The 23,571-nt window shown below is 72.5% G+C and carries 21 protein-coding genes; 6 read left to right on the top strand and 15 right to left on the bottom strand.

Going from position 1 to position 23,571, the window contains the following annotated elements:
- Positions 1–192 precede the first annotated feature (192 nt).
- Entirely contained in the window at positions 193–891 is a 699-nt protein-coding gene (locus OG948_RS23910; RefSeq protein ID WP_406298436.1) for a hypothetical protein, read from the bottom strand.
- Positions 892–1,000: 109 nt separating this feature from the next.
- Positions 1,001–1,645: a Crp/Fnr family transcriptional regulator gene (locus OG948_RS23905; RefSeq protein ID WP_395866125.1), complete on the bottom strand. Its 645-nt coding sequence runs from the start codon at positions 1,643–1,645 to the stop codon at positions 1,001–1,003.
- 273 nt (positions 1,646–1,918) lie between these two features.
- Here OG948_RS23905 and OG948_RS23900 point away from each other — a divergent pair, with 273 nt between their 5' ends.
- Complete coding sequence (locus OG948_RS23900) at positions 1,919–2,557, top strand: transcriptional regulator (protein ID WP_406298435.1); 639 nt, start codon at positions 1,919–1,921, stop codon at positions 2,555–2,557.
- A gap of 46 nt (positions 2,558–2,603) precedes the next feature.
- Here OG948_RS23900 and OG948_RS23895 read toward each other — a convergent pair whose 3' ends face one another.
- The 5 genes from OG948_RS23895 to OG948_RS23875 all read right to left on the bottom strand — a co-directional run bounded on the left by OG948_RS23895 (position 2,604) and on the right by OG948_RS23875 (position 9,426).
- The gene (locus OG948_RS23895; protein WP_406298434.1) at positions 2,604–3,812 is read right to left on the bottom strand and encodes a CapA family protein; all 1,209 of its coding nucleotides are present in this window, start codon (positions 3,810–3,812) and stop codon (positions 2,604–2,606) included.
- Between the two features lie 310 nt (positions 3,813–4,122).
- Positions 4,123–4,953, bottom strand: a complete 831-nt coding sequence (locus tag OG948_RS23890) for a sirohydrochlorin chelatase (RefSeq protein ID WP_406298433.1) — start codon at positions 4,951–4,953, stop codon at positions 4,123–4,125.
- 157 nt (positions 4,954–5,110) lie between these two features.
- A complete protein-coding gene (locus OG948_RS23885; protein ID WP_406298432.1) occupies positions 5,111–5,668 on the bottom strand; it encodes a putative glycolipid-binding domain-containing protein in 558 nt (185 codons plus the stop codon).
- 66 nt (positions 5,669–5,734) lie between these two features.
- The gene (locus OG948_RS23880) at positions 5,735–7,495 is read right to left on the bottom strand and encodes a hypothetical protein (protein ID WP_406298431.1); all 1,761 of its coding nucleotides are present in this window, start codon (positions 7,493–7,495) and stop codon (positions 5,735–5,737) included.
- Between the two features lie 167 nt (positions 7,496–7,662).
- Positions 7,663–9,426 carry a hypothetical protein gene (locus tag OG948_RS23875; RefSeq protein ID WP_406298430.1) on the bottom strand — a complete coding sequence of 588 codons (1,764 nt, stop codon included), beginning with the start codon at positions 9,424–9,426 and terminating at the stop codon, positions 7,663–7,665.
- Between the two features lie 404 nt (positions 9,427–9,830).
- Here OG948_RS23875 and OG948_RS23870 point away from each other — a divergent pair, with 404 nt between their 5' ends.
- The 4 genes from OG948_RS23870 (at position 9,831) to OG948_RS23855 (ending at position 14,537) form a co-directional block, all read left to right on the top strand.
- On the top strand, positions 9,831–10,571 hold the full coding sequence (locus OG948_RS23870) for an SDR family oxidoreductase (protein WP_406298429.1): 741 nt from the start codon (positions 9,831–9,833) through the stop codon (positions 10,569–10,571).
- A complete protein-coding gene (locus OG948_RS23865) occupies positions 10,568–11,323 on the top strand; it encodes an SDR family NAD(P)-dependent oxidoreductase (RefSeq protein WP_406298428.1) in 756 nt (251 codons plus the stop codon). Before OG948_RS23870 ends, OG948_RS23865 begins: the two co-directional genes overlap by 4 nt.
- 572 nt (positions 11,324–11,895) lie before the next feature.
- A complete protein-coding gene (locus OG948_RS23860; protein ID WP_406298427.1) occupies positions 11,896–13,281 on the top strand; it encodes a hypothetical protein in 1,386 nt (461 codons plus the stop codon).
- Complete coding sequence (locus OG948_RS23855) at positions 13,278–14,537, top strand: ABC transporter substrate-binding protein (protein WP_406298426.1); 1,260 nt, start codon at positions 13,278–13,280, stop codon at positions 14,535–14,537. Before OG948_RS23860 ends, OG948_RS23855 begins: the two co-directional genes overlap by 4 nt.
- A 304-nt stretch (positions 14,538–14,841) precedes the next feature.
- Here OG948_RS23855 and OG948_RS23850 read toward each other — a convergent pair whose 3' ends face one another.
- From OG948_RS23850 to OG948_RS23840, 3 genes are all read right to left on the bottom strand, one after another.
- Positions 14,842–15,897 (bottom strand): phosphotransferase family protein, encoded by a 1,056-nt coding sequence (locus OG948_RS23850; protein WP_406298425.1) that lies wholly within the window; start codon positions 15,895–15,897, stop codon positions 14,842–14,844.
- Positions 15,894–17,186: an acyl-CoA dehydrogenase family protein gene (locus OG948_RS23845; protein WP_406298424.1), complete on the bottom strand. Its 1,293-nt coding sequence runs from the start codon at positions 17,184–17,186 to the stop codon at positions 15,894–15,896. Before OG948_RS23845 ends, OG948_RS23850 begins: the two co-directional genes overlap by 4 nt.
- A gap of 67 nt (positions 17,187–17,253) precedes the next feature.
- Positions 17,254–17,712 (bottom strand): MarR family winged helix-turn-helix transcriptional regulator, encoded by a 459-nt coding sequence (locus tag OG948_RS23840; protein WP_395866150.1) that lies wholly within the window; start codon positions 17,710–17,712, stop codon positions 17,254–17,256.
- Positions 17,713–17,852: 140 nt separating this feature from the next.
- Between OG948_RS23840 and OG948_RS23835 the strand changes: the two genes are divergently transcribed.
- A complete protein-coding gene (locus tag OG948_RS23835) occupies positions 17,853–18,428 on the top strand; it encodes a hypothetical protein (protein ID WP_406298423.1) in 576 nt (191 codons plus the stop codon).
- 53 nt (positions 18,429–18,481) lie between these two features.
- On the opposite strand, the gene OG948_RS23830 is transcribed toward OG948_RS23835, so the two are convergent.
- The 5 genes from OG948_RS23830 to OG948_RS23810 are packed head-to-tail and all read right to left on the bottom strand — an operon-like array spanning position 18,482 to position 23,518.
- Positions 18,482–19,744 (bottom strand): ABC transporter substrate-binding protein, encoded by a 1,263-nt coding sequence (locus OG948_RS23830; protein WP_406298422.1) that lies wholly within the window; start codon positions 19,742–19,744, stop codon positions 18,482–18,484.
- 4 nt (positions 19,745–19,748) lie between these two features.
- Positions 19,749–20,915: a branched-chain amino acid ABC transporter permease gene (locus OG948_RS23825; RefSeq protein WP_406300328.1), complete on the bottom strand. Its 1,167-nt coding sequence runs from the start codon at positions 20,913–20,915 to the stop codon at positions 19,749–19,751.
- A gap of 37 nt (positions 20,916–20,952) precedes the next feature.
- Complete coding sequence (locus tag OG948_RS23820; protein ID WP_395866156.1) at positions 20,953–21,843, bottom strand: branched-chain amino acid ABC transporter permease; 891 nt, start codon at positions 21,841–21,843, stop codon at positions 20,953–20,955.
- A complete protein-coding gene (locus OG948_RS23815; protein ID WP_406298421.1) occupies positions 21,840–22,709 on the bottom strand; it encodes an ABC transporter ATP-binding protein in 870 nt (289 codons plus the stop codon). The genes OG948_RS23820 and OG948_RS23815 overlap by 4 nt, the downstream gene beginning before the upstream one ends.
- Complete coding sequence (locus OG948_RS23810) at positions 22,706–23,518, bottom strand: ABC transporter ATP-binding protein (protein WP_406298420.1); 813 nt, start codon at positions 23,516–23,518, stop codon at positions 22,706–22,708. The genes OG948_RS23815 and OG948_RS23810 overlap by 4 nt, the downstream gene beginning before the upstream one ends.
- Positions 23,519–23,571: the final 53 nt, after the last annotated feature.

The following is a 23,571-nucleotide window of genomic DNA, read 5'->3' as shown; positions in this document are numbered from 1 at the left end:
GCCCGGCCGAATGGTGGCCGACGGGCGGTCGTGTCCCCGCGCGTGGGGACACGACCGCCCGTCGGCGTGCCGAGCGCCCCCGGGCCTCTCCCTCCCAGGTCCGCGGGCACCGGCCGCCGAGCACCGGTCGGAACCGCCCCCATCGGTCGGCCTACACGACCCGGCGCCCCGAGTGCGTCTCCACCCACCACGTCACCGAGGCCGGCTGACCTCACCGTCGAAGCTGAAGCCTCTGTCCAGCCCCCCGCGCCGGACAGTCGTCTTCCGCGTCTTGGGCGGGCTCACCGGTTGATCGGTATCCGTGGCGGGTGGACGTTGATATCCGGGCACGTACACCCACGCGGTCTCGTCGACCTCCTTGGCTCGCACGTGCACCTCCCCGTAGGTCGCGCTCTCCAGGCCGCCACGCTCCGGGACGACCACCGCCTCGTGCCAGGAACCGGACACGATCAGCGCCAGACACGCGCGCTCGGCGGCGGCCAGCACCGCGCGCAGCGGGTCGGCGTTGACCAGTCGGCAGGCCGTGTTGATCGCACTGCCCGACCAGCCGCGGATGTCCTGCACCACGTCGCCCGCGTGCAGGGACACCCGCAGTCGGATCCGCGCCTCGTCGCTGGCATGCCGGTCGTGGTTGCGCAACCCGGCGTGCAACCGGTCGATGAACAGATCGGTCAGGTCCTCCTTGGGCACGTTCGCCGGGATCAGCAGGATCGCGCCGTCGCCGCGGTCCTCGACCACGCACGCGTCCCACGCGATGCCCGCCGATTCGAGTGCGGAGTGCAGCAGTTCGTACAGCCGCCCGCGCACCCACTCCTGCGTCACGTCCGAACGCCGGCCGAATCGCTCGACGTCGAGCACCAGGATCGACATGTATCGCGACTTGGCTCCCACGGATTCCCCCAACCGCCTACCGCGCCGTGCGCTCGCGCGCCTCGCTACCTGCCTCTCAAGGAGTACTCCGGCGGCGGCCGGTTGTACGCGTCAGATGACACACAACGCGTTATCCGTCGGCCCATTCGCGCAGCGCGGGCGGATCGGGCACCACGATGCTGCCGCGCCGGGTCCGCACCAGCCCGGACTCGTACAACACGCGCAGTGCCCGGACCACGGATTCGCGCGAGATGCCGATCGCGTCGGCGAGTTCCTGCTGCGTGGTACGGATCACGTACGGCCCCTCGGCGCTGCCCAGGGTGCGATCCGCCAACGCCCGGGCCACCCGGCGGCCGGTGGCCAGCGCGCCGTACTCGACCCGCCAGCGGTCCGACTCGCGGATCCGGGACACCGTGCGGATCAACACCGCGTACACCAACGGAGCATTCGTGTTGAGCAGTTCGCGAAACCGGGACAGCGGCACCAGGACGGCCACCACCGGACCCAGCGCGACCACGGTCGCGGACCGGCCCCGCCCGTCGATGCAGGCGAGCTCACCGACCAGCTCGCCCGGTCCGCGGACCGCGATGGTGACCGCCGAACCGTCCGAGGTCGCCCGTTCGATCTTGACCTGACCGTGTTCGATCAGCACCACGTGACGCGGGTGGTCGCCCTCCATGAACAGCGCGTCGCCGCGGTCGTAGCCCAACCGCCGGCCGGACTCGCGCAGGACGTCCCGGAGTTCCTTGGGCAGTGCCCTCTCGTCCTCGGCCACACCCGCTCCTCCGTCGCCCGTGCCGCCAGAGCTTAACCACGCGCATTCCGATTGGTCAGGCGTTCCCGGATCCCGCCGACAAGGCCGGGATCGGGGTCGGCCCGACCGCTCCCGAGCCGTCCGCGTGGCGTGGTCGGCCCTTCGGTGGGTGTACCCATCCGGGCCCACCGGACCGATCGGGCGGGAGTGGATCGGCCCGTTCCCGGGGAGGGATAGGACTCGCACGCGGGCGGAGGCCGGCGACCAGGAATCGACGAGTCGAACGGTGGCACGATGGACGCACGGATGCTCTACACCCAGGTCGTACAGGACCTGACCACGGGATCCACGAACCGGTTCGTGGACCGGGCCGAGGCCGGCCCGGTCGAGGCCGAGGCACTACGCCGGATCGCCGGCGAGGAGTATCGGATCATCCTCAGCGATCGGCGCTCGTTCGCGTTGCTCGCGGCCCGATTCCCGGACGCCGCGCCGCTGTTTCTGGCCCTGGCCGGCGGCGAGGGCCGAGCCCTGCAACTGCTGATGCCGTACGCGGAGGCGGTCGGCCTGACCGCCGCCGATCTGCTCGGATACGCGCCGAACGCCGCTGCCCAGGGCTACCCGCATCACCTGGCCTGGCTCGCCCAGTTCGGCTCACGCGCCGAGGTGGCCCTCGCGTTGTTGGCCAACTTCGGCTTCTGGGGCGGATATTGCGAGCGGTTCGCGCGGGCGCTGCGCACCCACCACGAGTTGACCGAGGATCAGGTCGCGTTCTTCACCTTCTTCGCGGAACTGCCCCCGGGCTTCGAGGACGCCGCGCTGACCCTGTTGCAGACCGGACTGGACGCGGGTGACGACCAGGAGGGCGCCAAGACCGCCGCCCGCCTGATGCAGAGCTACGAACTGGCCTTCTGGGACGCCCTCCCGACGTCCTGACGCAACGAGCGCGGCCGGTCGGCCGACCGCACCGCGCCCGTGCGTGCTACTTCGCCTCGGTGAGCCCCGCCCCGGCCGCCCCCTCGGAGAGCACCGCCTCCACCACGCTCGAGCGCGCGGCCTCCAGCAGCACCCGGGTGTCCGCCGGCGTGCCCGGGTCGGCCAGCGCCTTGTTCACGTCCAGGATCCGGAACGGCGGCCCGGGGTGCGAGTACAGCGGGCGGAACCGCGCATCGGTCACGCTCCACGTGCCCGCCGCGTCCCGGGAGAACGTGAACAGCCCGGCCGAGCTGTAGTTGCCGCGCGGCTTGTCCGGGAAGTTGGCGAGTTCGTCGCCCATCCCGTAGATCACCCACGTGCCGTTGACCTTCTCGTAGGCCTGCGGCACGTGGTTGTGCGTGCCGATGATCAGGTCGATGTCCTTGCTGCCGTTGTTCGTCGAGGCGGTCAACTCCCGTGCCAGGGTGCGCTGTTGCTCGTCCGGCTCGCGCTGCCACTCGGTCCCCCAGTGCACGCTCAGCAGGACCAGCTCGGCACCGGCGGCCCGAGCGGCCCGGGCCTGGGCGATCATCCGCTGCTTGTCGATCACGTTGACCGACCACGGCTTGCCCTCGGGCAGCGGGATCCCGTTGGTGTCGTACGTCCAGGACAGGTGCGCGACCTTGACTCCCTTGACGTCCAGGATGGTCGGCGCGGCCTCCTGCTCGCTGCGCGCGCTGCCCGCGTGCCGCACCCCCGCCGCGTCCAGCGTGTCCAGCGTGCGCTGGACGCCCTTGAAGCCGCCGTCGAGGGTGTGATTGGACGCGGTCGAGCAGCCGTCGTAGCCGGTGTCCGCGAGCGTGCGGGCGATCTGCGGCGGGGCGGCGAAGATCGGATAGCCGGTGAACGGCCCCTCGGGCGGGGCGTACGGGGTCTCCATGTGACACAGCGCCAGATCGGCCTGCTGCACCAGCGGCACCACGTCCGCGAAGATCTTGTGGAAGTCGTTCCCGGAGCCGCCCGCGTCCCGCTCGGACTGGGCGATGATCGTCGGGTAGGCGAGCACGTCGCCCGTGGTGGTCAGGGTGAGGGTCATCGGCTGCCTGCCCGGAGCCGCGGCCGTGGGCGCGGGCGCGGTGGGCACCGAGGCGGCCGAGTCCTTGCGTGCGCCGTTCCCGGTCCGGCTCGAGTCCCAGACCAGGGTGATCAGCCCTGCCAGCAGACCGAGTGCCACCAGCGCGATCGCGGCGCCGTATCTCTTGCGTGACGTATCCATGGCCGCGTATTCCCCCCACGCGAGCGCCGCAGCGAAAGAGCCGCCGATTGGCGGAACTCTGCCGGCCCGCTCGCGACCGGCCAACCCCTGATCCGCCCGGCCGTATGCGGGACGTCGAGGAGCCGCGGCGCACGTCGGATCACTCGCCCGTCCGGATCCGGAGGCGGGCCGGGGCAACCCGAATCGGCGGCGCATGGCACGGGGGGAGCCATGCGCCGCCTCGCGGGGCGCGCGGCCGAATCCCGGGTGGGGACAGGATCGGGGCCTGTCCCGGGGATCTCGGCTTGGTCCGCGCCGCCCGGCATGGGCCCTAGCCGCAGGCCTCCAGGTACTTGTGCAGGACCAGCTTCGCGACCGAGGTGTGCGCGCCGATCGGCTCGGCCGCCGTACACCCGGCCTGGGCCGCGACCTCGGCGATCCGACCGGCCTCGACATCGGGACCGAGCACGTGCGGCGCGAGCGCTATCGAGGCCGCGCCCATCTCGCGCAGCCGCTCGGCGGCCACCGACACCGTCTTCGGGTCGCCCAGGTCGGCGGTCATCACCGGCAACGCGAGTCGGGCCGCGAGCAGCACACCGGTCACCTCCGCAGCGGCGACCGCCTCCGGACCACCGTCGGTGACCAGCACGATCCCCTCGGCGGCGGTGGCGACGCTGAACAGACGGGCCCGGTCGGCCCGGGCCAGGCCGGCTTCGGACAACCGCTCGTGCAGCACCTCGGCCAGCAGCGGGTGCGGACCGAGCACGCCGCAGCGCAGGAACTCGCCTTCCGCGGTGTCGAGAACGGCCTCGGTCCGAGCCGAGGCCTCGGCGTCGGGACCGAGCAGGAGCGGGACGACGACCGCCGACGGCGCGCCGCGCAGGACGGCGGCGAGGTCGGTGCCGCCCTCCTCTATCACCACCGGCCGGATGTCGAGTCCGGGCAGATCCGCGCCGGCCAACAACGCGACCTCGCTCACCAGGGCGAGCAGGTCGGGGTTCGCCGGGCCGGGCACGGCGAGAATCAACGGTTTGGCGGCCTCCGGGAGTTCGTGGGAATCGGGCCGACGGTGCCGTCCGCCCTGACGGGGTTGCGGCACCCGGGTGGGCAGACCTGGAGTGCGGGCGGGCAGCGGGGACGCTGCGTCCGAGGAGGAGCTCATGGGACCGAATTTTATGGAATCCGGCCAAAGCCTTCACAGCAGGACGACAAGAGCAACAGGACTGTTACGGCCATGATCACCGCCGGCGCCGCCGGCGGCCCGGATTTTCGCGGCTCCGGCGGCGGCCGATCCACCGTCGATCGGGTGCCCGCCGCGCTCAGATTCGGGTGGCCAACTGTGGATAGTCCACCACCAATCCCTCCCGATCCACGAGCAGATCGCTGCGGAAATCACCGGACTCGTAGCGCACCCGAGCCCCGTCGGGTTCCACGCCCAGGTGCGTGTACGTCTGCCAGGACGGTGCCACCACCAACTCCGGCACGGCCACGAAGGCCATCAGGAAGCGGTGCCGGCCGGCCTCCTCGTGCAGCCCGTGACGCAGGATGGGCATCGTGTTGGTGAGCGGACACAGGCCCAGGTCGCAGTCGAGCGCGTCGGCCAGGTCCGGCCGGGGCACGCCGTCCGCCGTCCAGCCCTCGGCCGTGCGCCGCAGGTCCAGCCGTCTGGTCTCGCCCGCACCCTGCGCGACCACCCGCAATCGGGTGGTCACGTAGTCCTGCCCCGTCTCCAGCTCGTAGGTGAGCCGGTACGACCGCGGCGTCGTGCCCAGGGCCTCGCCCCGCGCGGAGAGCCACGACTCCCCCAACTCGACCCACGAGGTCTCCTGCCCGCCGCTCTCGGTCACCTGCCACGTCAGTACGCGCTCATCCGTCACGTGTGCATCGGTACCCCGATTCGGCCGTCCGCACCAACGCTTTTCCGACCTCGGCGCGGGCCCCGTTCAGCCGGCCGCGGCAGCCGCGGTGGCGAACAACTCGGGCAGTGTCCCGGCGAACGAAGGGGCCATCCGCGCGGCGATCACCCGGGCTTCCAGGCCCTCGCCCAGGTATTCGCGGATGTACTCGGGCATCCGCGCGCGCTGCGCGGCGGCAAGCTCCGGTTCGGGCGCGTAGCGCTGGATCCGGTCGTACAGCTCCAGCGCCCGCTCGGCGGGCGTGCCGGCGGTGAACACCCGCTCGGCCAGATCCGGAATCTTCGTCAGCTCGACACGCAGCCGACGCACCGCCTTCGTGTAGATGGCGTCGTGCGGGTACACCCGACGCCATCCGCCGCCGACCGGCCACCGCTCGCGCAGCGCCTCGCCGTCGTCGGCGGCCTCGGCGATCGGGGCCGGACAATCCGGAAGCGCGGTCAGGTAGCGCGCGGTCGCGGCGGGCAGCGGCGCCTTGGCGTGCGCGGCCTCCAGGGCCGACCAGGCGGCCCGCAAATCCCAGGGCGCGCCGATCAGGAAGCCCTGCGGCACCCGCGGGGGATCCGACCGGGGCGACCGCCGGGCGAGGCCGCGCTCGTACTCGGCCCGCAGCCGCGCACGGCCCTCCTCGCCGGCCTCGAACATCGCGCGCAGCTTCGCCGCCGGCCCCTCCCGCAGCGGCAGGTCCTCGACCAGACTCGCCGCCGCCGCGACACCGTGCCGATCCCACAGGGCGAGCAACGCGCCGAGCAGGACCGCACGATGCACGGGCACCACGAACGGCTCGTGCTGACTCCTGTTCCCGAAGGTGTCGCGGAACAGCGGGCGCAGCGCCTGTGTCCCGCCCTGCTCCCACGTCTGGATACACGTGGCCACGCTCACGTTCGCCTGCCGCACCCGCAACAGCGCGGCCCGCACGAGCGTCGGATCGCCGGACCACACCCCGGGGCGCCGGTAGCGGGTGTTGTCCGACCGCAGCGCCCGCGTCCTGGTGTCCGGGTCGAGCGGGACGGTGCCGGCGGCGGCCATGATCCGGTTCCGTTCGCGGTCGCCCGCCCTGGGGTTGTTGTAGATGGCCGCGTTCACCTCCGGGACGCCCAGATCGATCAGCGCGTCGTGCGCCTCGGCGCGCACCGATCCGGCGGCGGCCAGCGCGAGCCGCTGCTTCGGCGTCGCGCGGCGCACCACCTCGGCGACGATCGGCCCCGGCAACAGGGCGCCGAAGTGCACGAGGTCGAGCACCGTACGCGGGCGCAGGTGCGGCACGAGCGCGGTCAGCGACTCGGGGCGGGCCGACAACAGCAGTTGCCGCCATTCGGTGGCCACCGTGCGTGGCGGGGTCGGGATCGCCTCGGTGCCGCCCGCACCGGCGCCGGCCGTCTCGACGAGTTCGGCCACGGTGCCCTGGCAGTCGGGCAGCAGTGCCAACAGCCGTGACCACGCGCGTGGGTCGGCCCCCAGGTGCCGCTCCAGGAGCGTGGTCACCTCGGTGGTCGGCCGCAGGTAGGAGAAGGCGTCGTGCGCGGCGCAGTGCCGGAGAAAGCGCAGTGCCGCGACGGCGGGTCGCGCCTCGGCGAGAACCTCGGTGGTCACCCGGATGTTCGGGTTGCGCGCCGCGGCCCGCATCACGTCGGCACCGATGTCGTAGCGGATCACCGAGGTGATCAGCGCGGCCGGGAGCCCGCGCACCTCGCCCAGGTGCGGGGCGTAGGTCCCGCGGACCCGGGCGAACACCTCGCCGTCGGCGTTGTCCAGGGCGGCCAGCAGCGCGAACGCGGAGGCATAGTGCATGTCGGATGCCCTCTCGGAAGTCGTGGCCCACTCGGGGACGAAGGGTGGTGGCACACACGGGGACGAACGGTGAGGCCCGCCGGCGGAGCCGACGGTGGTGGCCTGCCCGGGGCGACGAACGGTATTGGTCCGCCGGGGCACGAGCGGTACGGGGACGGACGTGCGGGTCAGCCGCGGGCGGCACCGGCCGCGGTGGCGACCAGTTCGGCCAGGCTTCCCTCGAAGTGCGGGAGCAGGCGCAGGGCGACCACCGCGAAGGCCGCACGATCCGCCGGTTCCACCTGACTGTCGATCAGTTCGCGGAATCCGTCCCGGAGTTCGCAGGCCGTTCGAGTGTCGGGAAGGATCGTCTCGCGCAGTCCGAGCAGTTCCGCGCCCACGGTGGCCCGCTGATCGCTCAGGACCGCGGCGATCGGCAATCGGCCGGCGGCCAGGTCGCTCGCGATCCGGAACTCGGCGTCGCCGCGCCGCTGTGACCTCTGGTCCCACCACTGGACGGGGGCCGGCCAGGGCCCGCACCGGCTCGTGTCCGCCGAGGGCGGGCCGAATTCGACGTCGTGGCGCAACTCGTCCGGACAGCCGTCCTGTTCGGCCAACAGCGCCAACGACCGGTGCGGGAACGCGCTGCGGCGGTGCGCGCGCAGGATCCGCGCCCAATCGGGGGTGCTCGTCTCCAGCATCGGCCACTCGAAGGCGGGCACGTGCCGGCGCAGGCGACGGACCAGCGGTGGGTCGCCGATCGACCTGGCTATCCACGCGCGCAATTCGGTGTCCGCGCCGGGTGAGGCCAGCAGATCCCGACAACGGTCGGCCAACCGGGTCTCCAGTTCCAGTTCGTCCACCAGGTCCAGCGCGGCGCGAACTCCGGCGCACTCGTACAGCCGCAGCAGGGCGATCAGCAGCAACGAGCGATAGCGCGGCTTCCGGAACACCCGCGGCCGGGTGCCGTCCGCACGCGGCGGCTGGTTCCCCAGGTGCCGGCGCAGCCCCTCGATGCCCTTGTCCTGCCAGATGGTCAGGCACTCGGGCAGGGTGATCGCCATCGCATCGCGGTTGAGCAGCGCGGCGCGCACCAGGAGCGGATCGCCCGACCACAGCGCGGGCAGACGGATCGTGCTCGCCCAGTCGTTGCACACCCGCTCCACCAGAGTCGGGTGCAGCGGCGTCGAGGACGCCATGATCCGGGCCCGGATCGCCTGCCCGGTACGCGGGTTGAGGTAGAGCGCCGCGTTCGTCGCGGGGTCCGCCAGGGTGAGCAGCGCGCCGGCCACCTCGGGCCGGGTCCGCCGGGCGCGGGCCAGCGCCAGGCACTGCGCGGGGGTGGCCCGGGCGATCACGTCGGCGAGCACGGCGTCCGGCACCCGGGCGCCGAACCGAAGCAGGTCGCGCACGAGGTACTGAGGCAGCGCGGGCAGGAGTTCGGCCAGGCATGCCGGCGGCGCGAGCAGCAGCAGGTGGCGGAATTCCACCCGCAGTTCGACCGGTACGCGCAGGCCGGGTGCGTCCTCGCCCGCGCCCGCCGCCTCGATCGCCGCGCTCAGCGGCCCCGCGAAGGTGGGCAGCGACGCGAGCAGTCGGCCCCACGCGGGTGCCGAACCGCCCAGGTGCCGCGCCATCGATTCGCGGATCCCGCGGGTGGCCTCGGTGTAGGCGCGCGGATTCCCGGGCGCGAGCGAGCGCAGCGCGCGCAGGGTCGGCAGCGCCGGGCCGGTGTACAACTCGGGCAGCGCGCCGCGCGGCAGGCCCAGGTTGCCGGCGATCGCGAACAGCGCGGCGTCGTCACCCGCCCGCAGCGCAGCGTGCACCACCGAGGGCGGCAGCGCCTCGGTGTCGCGAAGCGCCGCCGGCATCTCGTCCCGGATCCGTGCGAAGATCATTCCGTCGGCATCGTTCATTTCGGCCAGCAGCGCGATGATGGCGGTCTTCGACACTTGTGCACCCTCCGTGGCGTCTTCACCTGGACGCTACGGGGTCCGGCCGACAACCACTCGGCCGAGGTGCACCCACGCGCCCGGCGCGCGCTGGTGCACGCCGCCCGGCCTCGATCGCGCGCTGTCGCGCACCGGCCCCGGTCGGCGCGGGCAGCCCCGCAGGCACCCGGGTGGATGTCGAAGTCGAGGATTCTCATGGGCACATGGCGTGGCCGGCGCACGCCTCGATGGTGTCCACCACGCCGGAGAACCGCCCCCTCGACCGGCGCCGCGCCCGGGATCGGGTGCGGGCGCGCTGCGGGTGACCGACCCCGGCGGCCGACCCGCGAGTCGGATCTGACGCATGGTCAATTCGACGACTCCGTGGTTCCATCGCGCTGTCGATCACCACCTTCGGAGGTCTCGTGGCGGAACGTGTTGCCCTCGTCGTGGGAGCGGCCGATCTCGGCGAGGCGGTCGCGCACCGGCTCGCCGCGGACGGTTGCGAACCGATCCTGTGCGATCCGGGCGATCCCGGCCCGGCCGCCGCCCGGATCGCGGCGGCGCGCGGCGGGGCGGAGCCGGCCACCGTACGCGCTGCGCCGGCAGACCCGGACGAGTTCCGGACCGCCGTCGCGGCGGGCCTGCGCGCGGCCGGACACGACGCGGTGGACGTGCTCGTGTACACGCTGCTGCCGGCCGACGCCTTGTTGCCCCGGCCGCTGGCCACGCTTACCGAGGCCGAGTGGCACCGGCTCGCGGAGGACCCGGTCCGGCACGGCCTGACGGTGCTTCAGGTGGCCCACGAACTGCTTGCCCCGCGCCGGGGCCGGTTCGTCCTGGTCGTGCCCGCCATCGCCCTGGAGGGCGCCGCCGACCTGGTGCCCGCGGCCACCGCCGCCGAGACGCTGCGCGCGCTGGCCAAGTCGGCGGCCCGGCGCTGGGCGGTCGACGGGATCACCGTCAACATCGTCACCCCGGACGTGTTTGCCTACGGCGCGGAGCACTTGCGCGGCACCGACGTGGACCGGGGCGAGGCGGTACTGCCCGGCCCGAGCACCGCGCGGGACGTCGCGGACGCGGTGTCGCTGCTGCTCGCCCCGGCGGCGGCGCGGCTGACCGGGACCACCCTGATCGTCGACGGAGGAGCGCTGATGACGCCGTGACCGAACACGTGGCGTTGGTGACGGGTGCGGCAGCCGGCCTGGGCAAGGGGATCGCGCTGGCCCTGGCGGCGTCCGGTTCCACCGTCGTGGTAACCGCGCGCCGACTGGCTTCCGCGGCCGAGGTGGTCGAGGAGATCACCGCGCGCGGCGGCAGCGGGTGGGCGACCGAGTGCGACGTGACGTCGGCGGAATCGGTGCGTGCCGCGATCGAGGCGAGCGCGGCCCGGTTCGGCGGACTGCACGCGGTGGTGCACAACGCGACCTCGCGCCGCTCCAGCGAGCCGGTGGACTTCGAGCGGGCGCGTCCCGAACTGTGGCGCGAGCACGCCGACGTCTCGCTCACCGGTTCCTTCACGGTGGCCCACGCGGCCTACCCGCGGCTGTGCGAGACGCGCGGCGCGCTGTTGTTGCTCACCTCGCCCGCCGGCATGCGCGGCAGCGCCAACCTGTCCTTCTACGCGGGCGTCAAGGGCGCGCAGCGCGGCTTCGTCAAGGCGCTGGCCCGCGAATGGGGTCCGAGCGGCGTCCGGGTCAACGGCCTCGCGCCGCTGGCCGTGACGCCCGCGCTCGCGTCCGCGTTCGAGGCGGACCCGACCATGGAGTCACGGATAGCGGACAAGGTCCCGATGCGCCGAGTCGGCGATCCGGAAACCGACATCGGCGCCCCCGCGGTCTTCCTGTGCGGCCCGGGCTCGCGCTACGTCACGGGGCAGACGCTGATCGTCAACGGGGGGCGGGATACTTTCTTGTAGGGCGACTTCGTCGCCGGCTCGCGAGGCACCACTTTTTCGCTCCCCCGCTTCGCTCCTCCGCGAAAAAGCGGCGCCTCGCTCGTGACTTCGTGTCCCTGCGCTTCGCTCCGGGGCACGAAGTCAGAACGTGCGGCTCCGCCGCTCTCCGCGCTTCGCGCGTCGATCACGAGGTCTCGCCCGCGTCGTGGGCGCTGACGCGCCAAGCCGCAGCCGGGTCCGGCGGCCCGGGGAAGGCCCGACGCGTCACCGGAGCCAACGGCCGCCCAGGGAAGCCCAACCCGTGTCCGCAGCCGCCGTCGCCAACGGCGGGCGGCCACGCCGGAGGACGCGGGGCCGGAGCAGGCTCCCCCGCCGCCTGTGAAACCCCAACCTCCGCGCCGGAGGCAACGGGTGGAGCGGGTGGGTACACAACCCAAAGCGACCCAACACGCAACCGCAGCACACCAGCCGAAACCGGACCGTACGTAGCACGACCACGCCTATCCCCACAAGGGAGAACACCGTGTGGTAACCGGCCGATCACACGTCTAGCCTGTCCGGATCGCCGAGCGGAACGAGGGGGCGCCCGTTCCATGTCCAGCACCGCGCCGGCACCGACCGCGCCACACCGAAAGCACCGCCCGAAAACACGTCTGCCCTCGTCCACGCCGGGCCGCCTCGTGGCGCTGGCGCTGCTCGTGGTCCTCGCCTTGGTCCCCGTGTTCACGCTGTCCGTGCTGATCGCGAACCGCTCCGAGGCGACCGCCGCGGACCTCAAGGACCGGCGCATCCCGGGCGTACTGGCCCTGGACCAGGCCGCGTCCGCGCTGACCGAGGCCGATCGGGCGACCGCGACCAGCCTGGTGTCGGGCGCGTTCTCGTTGACCGGGCCGGGGCAGGACTACCAGGACGCGGTCAAGCGGGCGAACCAATTCCTCACCCTGGCCACGGATTTGCACCGGAGCGATACGAGCGCGCGGGCGCGGCTGACCGGCGTCAACGCGCTCATGGTCGAGTACACGATCATGGTCGGCCTGGCCCAGACCGGCGGCGACGGGCCGCTGTCCCTGGCCAACGTGTTCTACGCATCCGACCTGCGGCGCTCGATCGTGACCAGTCTGTACGAGCAGCGCCAAGCGGACCTGGCGGACATCCGCGCGGCCCGCTCGACCTGGTGGGTGGGCGCGTACGTGGCGGTCCCGTTCGGCGCGACCGCGTTCGTGGCGCTGCTGCTCGTCCTGGTCGCGCACGCCTATGTGCGTCGCCGCTTCCGGCGCCGGACCAGCCCGCCGCTGCTGCTCGGCGCGGCGGCGTTGGCCGCGCTGATCGCCTGGACCGTGCTGCACGCGCAGACCACGCACGACCGGCTCGCCGAGGGTGCCGGACGCCGGGTCACCGAGCAGTCCGCGCTGTGGCAGGCGCGTACCGCCGTGCACGAGGTGGTCGGCACCGCGGCGCTGGACATCGCCTCCGGCAGCGTTCCGCGCGCGACCGACGTGAAGGCGGGCCTGACGTTTCGGGATCTGGCCGACCCGCTGCCGTCGGCGGCCGAGATCGACGGCGTCAAAGCCGGCGCGGATCCCAGGTTCGGCGGTCTGATCGCCACCGCCCTGGCCGAGGACCACTCGCAGGCGCTGCGCGCGGCGGGCGCTCGGACGTTGACCGCGCTCACCGCGCTGCGCGACGCCGCGGAACGGGCCCGGGCGCAGGCACCGCCCGGTGGCACCCGGGACGGCGGGCCCGGAACCGCGCTGCTGACGGGCCGGGCATCGGACCGGGTGTCCGGCGCGGCCGACGACGCCGACACGGCGTTGACCGACGCGCTGATCATCGGCCGTGCGGCGGCCGACGAGGCGTTGGCGGAGGCCGCCGACGACGGCGGGCTCGCCCTGGGCGGCCCGGTGCTGTGCGCGGCCGCGCTCGTCCTGACCCTCGCGGGCCTGCTGGTCCGTCGTTTCGAGTACGGGAGGCTGCGGTGACCCGAACCGGCTGGCCCAGGTCGGTGTTCGGTGCCCTGCTGCTGCTCGCCGGGGCGCTGGCGCCGGTGGCGTGCGCGGCCGACGATCCGCCCCGGGTGGTGCACGTGCTGGGCACCTGGGAGGGCACGGAACAACAGGCGTTCGAGGACGTGGTGGCGCCGTTCGAGCGGAAAACCGGCATCGACGTGCGCTTCAAGGGCACCCGCGATGTCGCGGCGGTGCTGGCCGGTCGGGTCGACGAGGGCGATCCGCCGGAGATCGCGGTGCTCAGTTCGCCGGGCGATCTCCTGCACTACGACAAGATGAACAAGCTGACGCCGCTGGACGGGATCCGGCCGGGCTACGCGCCCGAGTGGTTGGCCCCGGGTCGGGTCAACGGTCGGCAGTTGGCGGTGGTGCTCAAGGCCGCGCTCAAGAGCACGATCTGGTTCAATCCCACCAAACTCTCCCGCGCGGGCGAGCCGGTGCCCACCTCGTGGGCGCAACTCCAGGCCACCACCGCGAAGTTGCGCGCCGCCGGGACGACCCCGTGGTGCATGGGGCTGGCCTCCAGCACCACCTCGGGTTGGGCCGGCACCGACTGGATCGAGGATCTCGTGCTGGCCCGCTCGGGCCCGGACATCTACGACGCCTGGGCGCGCGGCCAACTCTCCTGGCAGGCACCGGAGATCCGGGCCGCCTGGCAGAGCTGGGGCGAGTTGCTGAACACTCCGGGCAGCGTCCTGGGCGGACCGATCAACGCCCTGTTGACCGGCTTCGACAAGTCGGCCGAGCTGCTCGACGCGCGCGGTGGTTGTGTGTTCGACCACCAGGCCTCGTTCGTGTCCGGCGGCTACGCGGCCCGGACGCCGCCCGGGGCCGGGCGAGAGTACGACGTGTTCGCCTTCCCCGGCTTCGACACCCCCTCCCCGCGCGAGGTGGCGGGCGACGTCGCGGCGATGTTCCACGCGACCCCGGCCGCGCGGCAACTGCTCGACTACCTCACCGGTACGCAAGCGCAGGAGCTCTGGGTCCAGTCCGGCACCGCGCTGTCCCCGGACGCCAACGTGTCGCCGAACGCCTACCGCGACGACGTGACCAGGCGACTGGGCACCGCGCTGGCCGGCGCGCCCTCGATCCGCTTCGACGCGTCCGACCTGATGCCGACCACGATGCGCAGCGCGTTCCAACGGGCCGTGTTGGCCTACGTGTCCACGCCCGCGGACCTCGGCCGGATCCTGGACGACCTCGATCGGGTGCGGGCCACCGCGTACTGACCGGCGCCGGAACCGGCCGTCCCGGCACAGGTGTCGACCGGGCCGTCGGTCGGTGGTGGGGTGGGCGGCTCGAGGCGGTGTGTACACGCCCCGGCACTGCCGGGAAGGGACGACGCGGGCCCGCCCCGGCCGGGCCCGCCTCGTCTCAAGGTGTTCGCCACGCTCCCTGGCGAACACCTGCAATCTTGGCCCCTCAACCGGCTACTCATGCGTATCCGGGGTGAAGTTCTTGATAATTTTACCTTTCCCCGCACAACCATCGAGGTATTTGTCCCGATTTTCGGGGTTCGTTCCAGGCGGAACCTCACTCCTTCAGCGTGTCCTGGGCAATGTCTGCCAAACCGGTTACCAGGGACACGATCCGCGCCCGACGCACACCCGACGGATTCGCCCCGCGACGCAGCGCACCCGCGCAGACGATCGCCAGCTTGATCACCGCGAAGGCTTCCCAGAACGGGATATGACGGATGTTCAGCTCGTTTCCGGCGAATCGCCGGGCGGTCTCGGCGTACTCGGCGACCAGTTCGCCGGCCGAGGGCAACCCGGGATTGGCGTCCGGCAGATGCCCCCCGCGTTCGGCGAACAACAACCGGCCGGCCGGACCCCAGTAGGCGAGCAGTTGACCGAGATCCGCCGCCGGCGGCCCGAGCGCGGCCATTTCCCAGTCGAGCACCGCCAGCACCCGATCCGGGCGGTCCCGTTCGTACATCACGTTCGCCAGGTTGTAGTCGCCGTGCACGATCCGCTCCGCGCCCGCGTCGGGCAACCGCTCGGACAGCACGCTCATTACCCGGTCCACCACCGGCACCGGATCCGCGCCGGAGGCCGCCCACTGCCGCCGCCAGCGCCGCAACTGGCGTACCGGGTACGGCTCGGGCCGCGCGTACGAGGCCAGTCCCACCGCGAGGGGATCCACCGCGTGCAGCGCGGCCAGGGTCCGGGCCAGCGCCCGGCCCGCCGCCGCGGCGACGTCCGGGGGCACATCACGCACGGTCTCGGCCCGCGCGTGCACGACCCCGTCCAGCCGGCCCATCAGGTAGAACGGCACCCCGATCACCGACGGGTCCGCACACGACGCCACCATCGGCGCGACCGGCACCGCGCTGCCCGCCAGCGCGCTCTGGAACCGGTACTCGCGGTCCATGTCGTGCGCGGTGGGCAACCCGCCCCGCACGGGCGGCGTACGCAGCACCAGGTCCGCGTCGCCGCCCCGGACCCGGTAGGTCGGATTGGACGACCCGCCCGCCAGCGGCTCGATCCGCACCTCGACCCCGGGCGCGAGCACACCGCACGCCACCGACCACGCGGTCAGCGCCCGCACGTCCGGCGTCCCGGGCGCCCCGGGACCCACCGCCGTCACGGCAGGTCCAGCCAGGTCGCGTAGCGCTCCTCCGCGGCGGCGCGGCGGGTCGGGACGTGCTCGCTCGGCCAGCCCTCCACCGCGGTGTGGCCGCGCAGCGCGAGCTTGGCGACCTGCGCGACGTGCACCTCGTCCGCGCCGTCGGACAACCGGAAGTTGCGCGCGACGCGGTACATCTCCTCCAACGGCAGGTCGGTCGAGTAGCCCAGCGCGCCGTGCACCTGGATCGCCCGGTCCAGCACGTCGTGCAGCACCTTCGCACCCCAGTACTTGACCTCGGAGACCGCCTGCCGGGCCGCCTTGGGGCCCTGGTGGTCCCACGTCCACGCGGCCTTGAGGGTCATCAGCCGCAACGCCTCGATCCCGATCGTGGACTCGGTCACCATCTGCTGCACGAGCTGGTGCTCGGCCAGCAGTCGGCCGTGCGAACGGCGGGACAGGGCCCGCTCGCAGAGCATGTCGAAGGCTCGGCGGCACTGCCCGATCCAGCGCATCGTGTGGTGGATGCGGCCGGCGTTGAGCCGCTTCTGGGCCAGCGTGAACGCGTCGCCGGGAGCGCCGATCAGGTGCGCGTGCGGCACCCGGCAGCCCTCGAACCGAATCTCCGCGTGACCGCCCAGGTGTGCGGTCTCGGCGCCGTCGTAGGGGTGGTGCATGGTGTGCACGTCGCGCACGATCCGCATCCCGGGCGTGTCCCGTTCGACCACGAACATCGACGCCCGGCGGTGCGGTTCGGCCTCGGGGTCGGTGACCGCGAAGACAAGCACGAAGTCCGCGCGGCGCGCGTTGGAGGCGAACCACTTGTGCCCGTCCAGCACCCACTCGTCCCCGTCCCGCACCGCCCGGGTGCGGATCCCGGTCGGATCTGACCCGGCCGTGTGCGGCTCGGTCAGCGAGAACGAACTGGTCAGCCGGCCCGCCAGGAGCGGCCACAACCAGCGCTCCTTCTGCGCGTCGGTCGCGCCCACCGCGAGCAGTTCGCCGTTGCCCGAGTCCGGCGCCTGGTTGCCGAAGATCGCCGGGGCGGACGGCGTACGACCGAGGATCTCGTGCATCAGGGCCAGCCGGACCTGGCCGAAACCGCCGCCGCCGAGCGCCGGGTCCAGGTGCGCGGCCCACAGGCCGCGGTCCTTGACCGCCTGCTTGAGCGGGTCGGTGACCGCCCGCCAGTTGTCCGCGCTCATCCGGGCCCGGACCAGGTCGAGCGGTTCGATCTCCTCGACCACCAGCCGGCGGATCCAGTCGAGCTCGGCCGCGACGTCGGGGTCGGTGCTGAAGTCCCATGCCATGATCGGACGTTAACCCGGTTAATTAACAGGGTCAATCATCTTCTCGGGCGAGGTGGGCGAGGTGTCCTCACTCCTCGTCGAGCGGCCCGCGCAGGTCCGCGACCAACCGCTGCATGCGATCGGCCAGATCGTTGAGTTCCTCGGCCGTCCAGCCGGCCAACTGCCGGGCCAGCATCGTGTCGTTGGCGGCGACGAACATCCGGTACGCCTCCCGCCCGCGCTCGGTGGCCTCCAGGAGCGCGACCCGGCCGTCGTCGGGGTCGGTGACCCGGACCGTGTAGGCGCCCTCCTCCAGGATCCGGATCTGCCGGCTCAGCGCGGCCGGTTGGATGTCGGCGCGCTCGGCCAACTCGGTCGGCCGGATCGGCCCGAAGTCGATGATGCGGTGCAGCACACCGATCGCGACCAGGCTCAACGGCACGCCGGAGCGCTCCACGTGCAACGCGTCCAGTCGGCGGCTGCTCATCAGTCTGCGGATCGAGCTGATCGCCTCGTTGATCCTGCGTCGGCTCTCCACGTCGGTCATGGGCGCCAGCGTACGGCCGCGCCGCCGGTCACGAACACGCGCCCGACAAGCCGGTCGAACCGGGCCGCCGGCCACACGTTCGAGCCAATCGACGCCGCACCTCTGTCCGGACCGGGCCTTCGTCCCCAAGACTGATCATCGTGCATGCCGAGGTGGTCGTCGACGACCCGCGAAACGATTCCGGGGCGCGCGCGTTCGCGCTCACCTCGCCCGAGGCCGCCGTGGTCGTGGCCGCCGCGCTGACCGAGCCCGTGGGCGGGTGCGGGCACGGCATGGACTGGTTCCTGCGCCGGCTGGGCGTACATCTGCTGGCCCGGTTGACCGACCGCCCGGACCGGGGCATCAGCGACTGTCTGGCCGACACCATCGCCGAGACCGCCGCACTGCACGGGGCCCGCTGCGACCTCGCGCACAAGGCCACCCCGGCCGCCTCGGTGGTCGCCTGTCGGGTGCTCGGGCACGACCTGCAATACCTGATCCTGGGCCCCGGCGTGGTCGAACTGCGCCACGCCGGCGGCCCGCCCAGCCGGATGACCGGCCCCGACGGCCCCCTCGCGGCGGTCCGGGCCCGCCCGAGCGTCGCCGCCCACGCCGGCACCGGCACCGCCCGCCTGCACACCCTCACCGGCGCCGCGCTGACCGCCGACGCCACCGCTCGACCGGGCGCCCGGATCACCCTCACCTTCCGACCGGGCACCGCGTACCGCCCGGCCTAGCGAGAGGGGCTCGAGGCGCCGGCCCCGAGCCCCACCACCGCCCTGCCGCGCCGCTATCCCGCCGCGGGCAGCTTGTACTCGTGCGCGGCCGGCACCTCGAACGCGTCCTTGGCCACCACCAGGTTGCCCGGCGCGGCCTTGCTCGGCTTGAGGATGTACGACTTGTAGCTCGCCGGCTTGGCCGGGTCGGAGAAGTCCTGCGCGACGCCGAGCCCGGTGTCCATCTGCTTCTGCTTGCGGTGCGCCGCGATGATCCCGGCGTGCGAGAGGTCCTTGTCGGCACACGCCGCCTTGAGGTCCTCACCGAAGATCTTCATCGCGTTGTATCCGGAGATCACGCCCTGATCGAGCGTCCCGTCCGGGTACTTGGCCTTGTAGTCCGCGGCCAGCTTCTTCACCGCCGGCGTGTCGGCCCCGATCGCCGGCGCCGCGCTGACCACGTACAGGAGTTGCTCCAGTGCCCCCGCCGCGGCGCTGGCCATCACCTGGGGGTGGAAGCCCGGCGCGCTGGTGAGCACCGGCACCCGCAGACCGGCCACCGCGCCGAAGCCGACCAGGGTCGCGGTCTGGGTCGGCCCGGCGCTGATCAGAATCGCCTTGACCCCGGCGCCGCGCAACGCGGCGATCTGCGCGGTGAGATCGGTGTCGGTCGCCTTGATCTTCTGCTCGACGATCTGCACACCGGTCTTGCCGGCCGCGAACTTCGCGCCCGCCAACGCGTTCTCGCCGTACTCGCCCTCGAAGTAGACGTGCCCGACCTTGTCCCCGGACTTGAGCTGGGCGGCCTGGCCCAGGAAGTCCATCGCGTTGATCATGTCGATGTCGTACGTGGTCCCGACGATCTGGATCTCGCGCCGATTCAGCAGCGTGGCGGCCCACGCCTGCGGAAAGGTGAGGATCTGATCCTGTTTCAGACTGTCCTGCAACGCGGTGACCACGGCCGAGCCGATCACCTGCGGGAAGCCCGCGACGCCGCCCTTGATCTCGGTGTAGGCGGCCACCGCCTTCTGTACGTCGTAGCTGTGGTCGCGCACCGTCACGGCCAGTTTGCGACCGCAGATCCCGCCCTGCGCGTTGATCTCGTCCACGTACAACTGCTGCGCGTTGACGATGCTCTTGCCCAGCGGCGCGTACGGACCGGACAGGTCGGTCAGCGCGCCGAGCGTGATGGTGGTGTCGGTGATCCCGGGTCCGGTCTTGACACCACCGGACTGCTTGTCCTTCTTGTCGTCGTCACCCTTGGTGCTGCACGCCGTCGCGGCCAGCACGAGCGCCGCGAGCGCCGCCCCCACGCGCACGCCATTCCGGAGCCTCACTGTGTTACCCCTTCGAGCCGGTACGGATGGAGCCCTTGGTACGTCCGAGTCGTGCGGTGCGGCGGCCCGCGGGACCGCCGCCGGGCCGGCCGCGCAGCAGGCCCACCAGGCCGCCGGGCGCGAACAGCAGGACGAGCACGATCGCCGCGCCGTACAGGTAGCGCGCGGCCTCCCCGGGGCCCACCCCGGAGTCCGGGCTGCCCGGCGCCACCACCAGCGGAAGCGTGTCGGCGTACTTGCTCAGCACCTGCGGCAGCATGGTCACGAACACCGCGCCCACCACGGCGCCGCTGACCGAGCCGAGACCGCCGATCACGATCATCGCGAGATAGTCGATGGACAGCGCGAGCCCGAAGTAGTCCGGCACGACGCGGTTGAAGATCATCGCGATCAGCGCGCCGGCCAGACCCGCGTACATCGACGACACCACGAACGCCGCCGAGCGGTAGCGGGCCACCGGAACTCCCATGACGGAGGCGGCGATCTCGCTGTCGCGCACCGCGCCCAGCGCCCGGCCCGGACGTCCGCGCAGCAGATTGTGCGCGGTCCACGCGGCGACCAGGACCAGCACCAACGCGAAGTACCAGAGCCGCTCGAGCTGTCCGAACGGGATGCCGAGCACCTCCAGGCCGTCCGGGTCGCCGTCGGTGAGCGTGAAGCCGCCGAACTCCATCGGAGTGACCGAGCGTCCGTTGAACCCGCCGGTCACCGACTTCGCGTTGAGCATGACGTGGTGTCCGATGAACACCAGGGCCAGCGTGGCCACGCCGAGGTACATCCCGCGCAGCCGGCCGGAGATCGGGCTGAACAGGCCGCCCACGATGCCGGTCAGCAGGACCGCGAGCACGAGCGCGACCAGCGGCGGCAGCCCCACCCCGCTGAGCTGTTGGATGCCGACCTTGCCCGAGTCGCCCGCGAACCACACGTAGCCGTAGGCACCGCACGCGAGGAAGAACGCGTGCCCGAGCGAGAGTTGGCCGGTGGTGCCGGACAGCAGGTTCAGGCCGATCGCGCCGATCGCGGCGGCCATCGCGAACAGGCCGGTCTGCAACCAGAACGCGGTCACGTAGAACGGCAGCACCAGCAGGACCAGCACCACCGCCGCCAGGACGCCGGGGCGGGCCAGCCGGCGCAGTCCCGAGGGGGCGGTCGAGGCGTGCCGGCTCGGCATCGACTCCGCGGGCCTGGGCACCGTCGGGGACAGGCGGTCAGACACGGGCACGCTCCTTCGAGCCGAGCAGGCCGGTCGGCCGCCAGATCAACACGAGCAGCATCACGACGTACGGGGCGACGTCGCCGAGATTGGCGCCGAGCCAGGTCATGTCGCTCTGGTAGCCGGCCATCAGCGCGGCGGTCAGGCCCACCACGAGGCTGCCCACCAGCGCGCCGGCCGCCGAGTCCATCCCGCCCAGGATCGCCGCCGGGAACGCGGCGAGCGCGATCTGACCGGTGGAGCGGTCCAGGCCGGCCGAGGGGAACGCGGCCAGGAACACCGCCGCGACCGCGGCCAGCGCGCCCGCAACACACCACGCGATGAGCTGCACCCGGCCCAGCCGGATGCCCATCAGCGCGGCGGCCTCGCGGTCCTCGGCGGCCGCGCGCATCGACAGGCCCCACGCGGTGAACCGGAACGCGGCGAAGAACGCGCCGATCAGCACCACCGCCACCACGATGCACGCCAGTCGGGCGTCGGCGACATGCACGCCGCCCCAGTCGCGCACGCCGGCCTTCCACGGATCACCCGTGCCCAGCACGTCGGAACCGATCCGGCGGGTGAGTTCGGTGGTCAGCAGGATGTCCACGCCGATGGTGAGGATGGTCAGGGTGTGCACCTCGGTGCGCCCCAGGCCGCGGATGAACAGCACCTCGACCAGTCCGGCCACCGCGGCCGTCACCAGCACCGCGACCAGCAGCGCGAGGGCGAACCCGAGGTCCTCGTGCAGCTTGGCGACGGTGAACCCGCCGAGCAGCAGCAGCGACGCGTGCGCGAAGTTGATCACCCCGGACGCCTTGAAGACGACCACGAAACCGAGCGCGATCAGGGCGTACACGGACCCGAGGGCGAAGCCGTTGAGGATGATCTCGGCGAGCTTGGTCATGTCGGGACCTCCCGGTCGGTGGGATCCGCGGCGACGCCGCCGGCGACCTCGTCGTCGGCCTCCTCGCCGGTCCCCAGGTAGGCGCGGATCACCGCCGGGTCGCGCTGGACGTCGGCCGGCGCGCCGCTCGCGATCCGGCGGCCGAAGTCCAGCACGGTCACCTCGTCGGCAATCCGCATCACCAGGCCCATGTCGTGCTCCACCAGCACGATCGAGATGCCCAACGACTCACGGATCGAGGCGATCGCGTCGGCGGTCTCGGCCCGCTCCTCGGCGTTCATCCCCGCGACCGGCTCGTCCAGCAGCAGCACCTTGGGCTCCATGCACAACGCGCGGGCCATCTCGACCCGTTTGCGCATGCCGTACGGCAACAGCCCAACCGGCATGTCGAAGACCGCGCCGAGGTGCATGAACTCGGCGATCTCGCGGGCACGTTCGCGGTGCCGCCGCTGCTCGCGGACGGCCCTGGGCAGCCGCAGCGCGGTGGCCGCGAACCCGGAGTCGGTCAACACGTGCCGGCCGAGCAGCAGGTTGTCCGCGACCGTGCCCTGGGTGAGCACGATGTTCTGGAAGGTACGGGCCAGGCCCAGCGCGGCGATCCGATGCGGCGGCAGCCTGGTCAGCTCGTGCCCACCCAGGTGCACGGTGCCGCGGTCGGCCCGATACACCCCCGAAAGCACGTTGAAACAGGTCGACTTGCCCGCGCCGTTCGGGCCGATCACCGCGTGGATCGTGCCCGGCGTGACGGTGAAGCCGACCGCGTCCAGCGCGACCAGGCCGGCGAAGCGCACGGTGACCGCGCGTACGGTCAACTCGGGCACGTCGAATTCGTGCCCGTCGGCGGTCACGGTCGTGGCGGCGGTCATCCCACCCACCTCCGAAGCGGCTTGCGCGGGGTCGGGCGGGCGGGCGCGGAAGCGGCGTCCGGGGCGGCCGTCTCCTCCTCGCCGAGGTACAGCCGGCGCACCTCGTCGGTGCGCGCGAGGTCGGCGGACGAGCCGGCCAGCCGGACCTCGCCGACGTCGAGCACATAGGCCTTCTCGGCGAGATCGAGGGCCACCGTGACGTTCTGCTCGACGAGCAGTACCGCCACGCCCTGCGCGGCGATCTCCCGAATCACACCCGCGATCCGACCCACCATCCGCGGCGCGAGACCCAGCGAGGGCTCGTCCAGCAGCAACAGGCGCGGCGAGGCCATCAACGCCCGCCCGATCGCCAACATCTGCTGCTCGCCCCCGGACAACAGCCCGGCCCGTTGCTCGCGCCGCTCGGCCAGCACCGGGAACAGGTCGAAGACCCGCTCGCGGTTGCTCCGGATCAGCGCCGAGCCGCGGGTGCTCAGCGCCCCGGCCTGGAGGTTCTCGTCCACCGAGAGATTGGCGAACACCCGTCGCCCCTCCGGTACTTGCACCACGCCGGCACGCACGATCAGGGCCGGATCACGACCCGCGAGCCGTTCGCCGGCGTAGCGGATGGTGCCCGCGGCGACCGCGCCCCGATGCAGGGCCAGCGTCCCGGAGACGGCCCGGAGCAACGTGCTCTTGCCGGCCCCGTTCGCCCCGAGTACCGCCACCACGCCACTCGCAGGCACATCGAGCGATACGCCGCGCAGGGCCCGCACCGACCGTCCGTAGACGACCTCGAGCCCCTCGACGAGGAGCGCTCCCGATTCCATCGCACCCCTCCCCCGCTGTTGGAGTGACCGCGATCTCAGCACGGGCCACGATG

The sequence above is a fragment of the Embleya sp. NBC_00888 genome (genome assembly GCF_045207655.1).
Classification (GTDB): Bacteria; Actinomycetota; Actinomycetes; order Streptomycetales; family Streptomycetaceae; genus Embleya.
Note: the sequence above shows the minus strand (reverse complement) of the source record. Positions and strands in the feature narration are given on the sequence as shown.

Coding starts and splice junctions, on each gene's coding strand:
- OG948_RS23900 (WP_406298435.1), top strand. CDS start 1,919: ATGGACGCACGGATGCTCTACACCCAGGTCGTACAGGACCTGACCACG.
- OG948_RS23895 (WP_406298434.1), bottom strand. CDS start 3,812: ATGGATACGTCACGCAAGAGATACGGCGCCGCGATCGCGCTGGTGGCA.
- OG948_RS23890 (WP_406298433.1), bottom strand. CDS start 4,953: ATGAGCTCCTCCTCGGACGCAGCGTCCCCGCTGCCCGCCCGCACTCCA.
- OG948_RS23880 (WP_406298431.1), bottom strand. CDS start 7,495: ATGCACTATGCCTCCGCGTTCGCGCTGCTGGCCGCCCTGGACAACGCC.
- OG948_RS23860 (WP_406298427.1), top strand. CDS start 11,896: ATGTCCAGCACCGCGCCGGCACCGACCGCGCCACACCGAAAGCACCGC.
- OG948_RS23845 (WP_406298424.1), bottom strand. CDS start 17,186: ATGGCATGGGACTTCAGCACCGACCCCGACGTCGCGGCCGAGCTCGAC.
- OG948_RS23840 (WP_395866150.1), bottom strand. CDS start 17,712: ATGACCGACGTGGAGAGCCGACGCAGGATCAACGAGGCGATCAGCTCG.
- OG948_RS23825 (WP_406300328.1), bottom strand. CDS start 20,915: ATGCCGAGCCGGCACGCCTCGACCGCCCCCTCGGGACTGCGCCGGCTG.
- OG948_RS23820 (WP_395866156.1), bottom strand. CDS start 21,843: ATGACCAAGCTCGCCGAGATCATCCTCAACGGCTTCGCCCTCGGGTCC.
- OG948_RS23815 (WP_406298421.1), bottom strand. CDS start 22,709: ATGACCGCCGCCACGACCGTGACCGCCGACGGGCACGAATTCGACGTG.
- OG948_RS23810 (WP_406298420.1), bottom strand. CDS start 23,518: ATGGAATCGGGAGCGCTCCTCGTCGAGGGGCTCGAGGTCGTCTACGGA.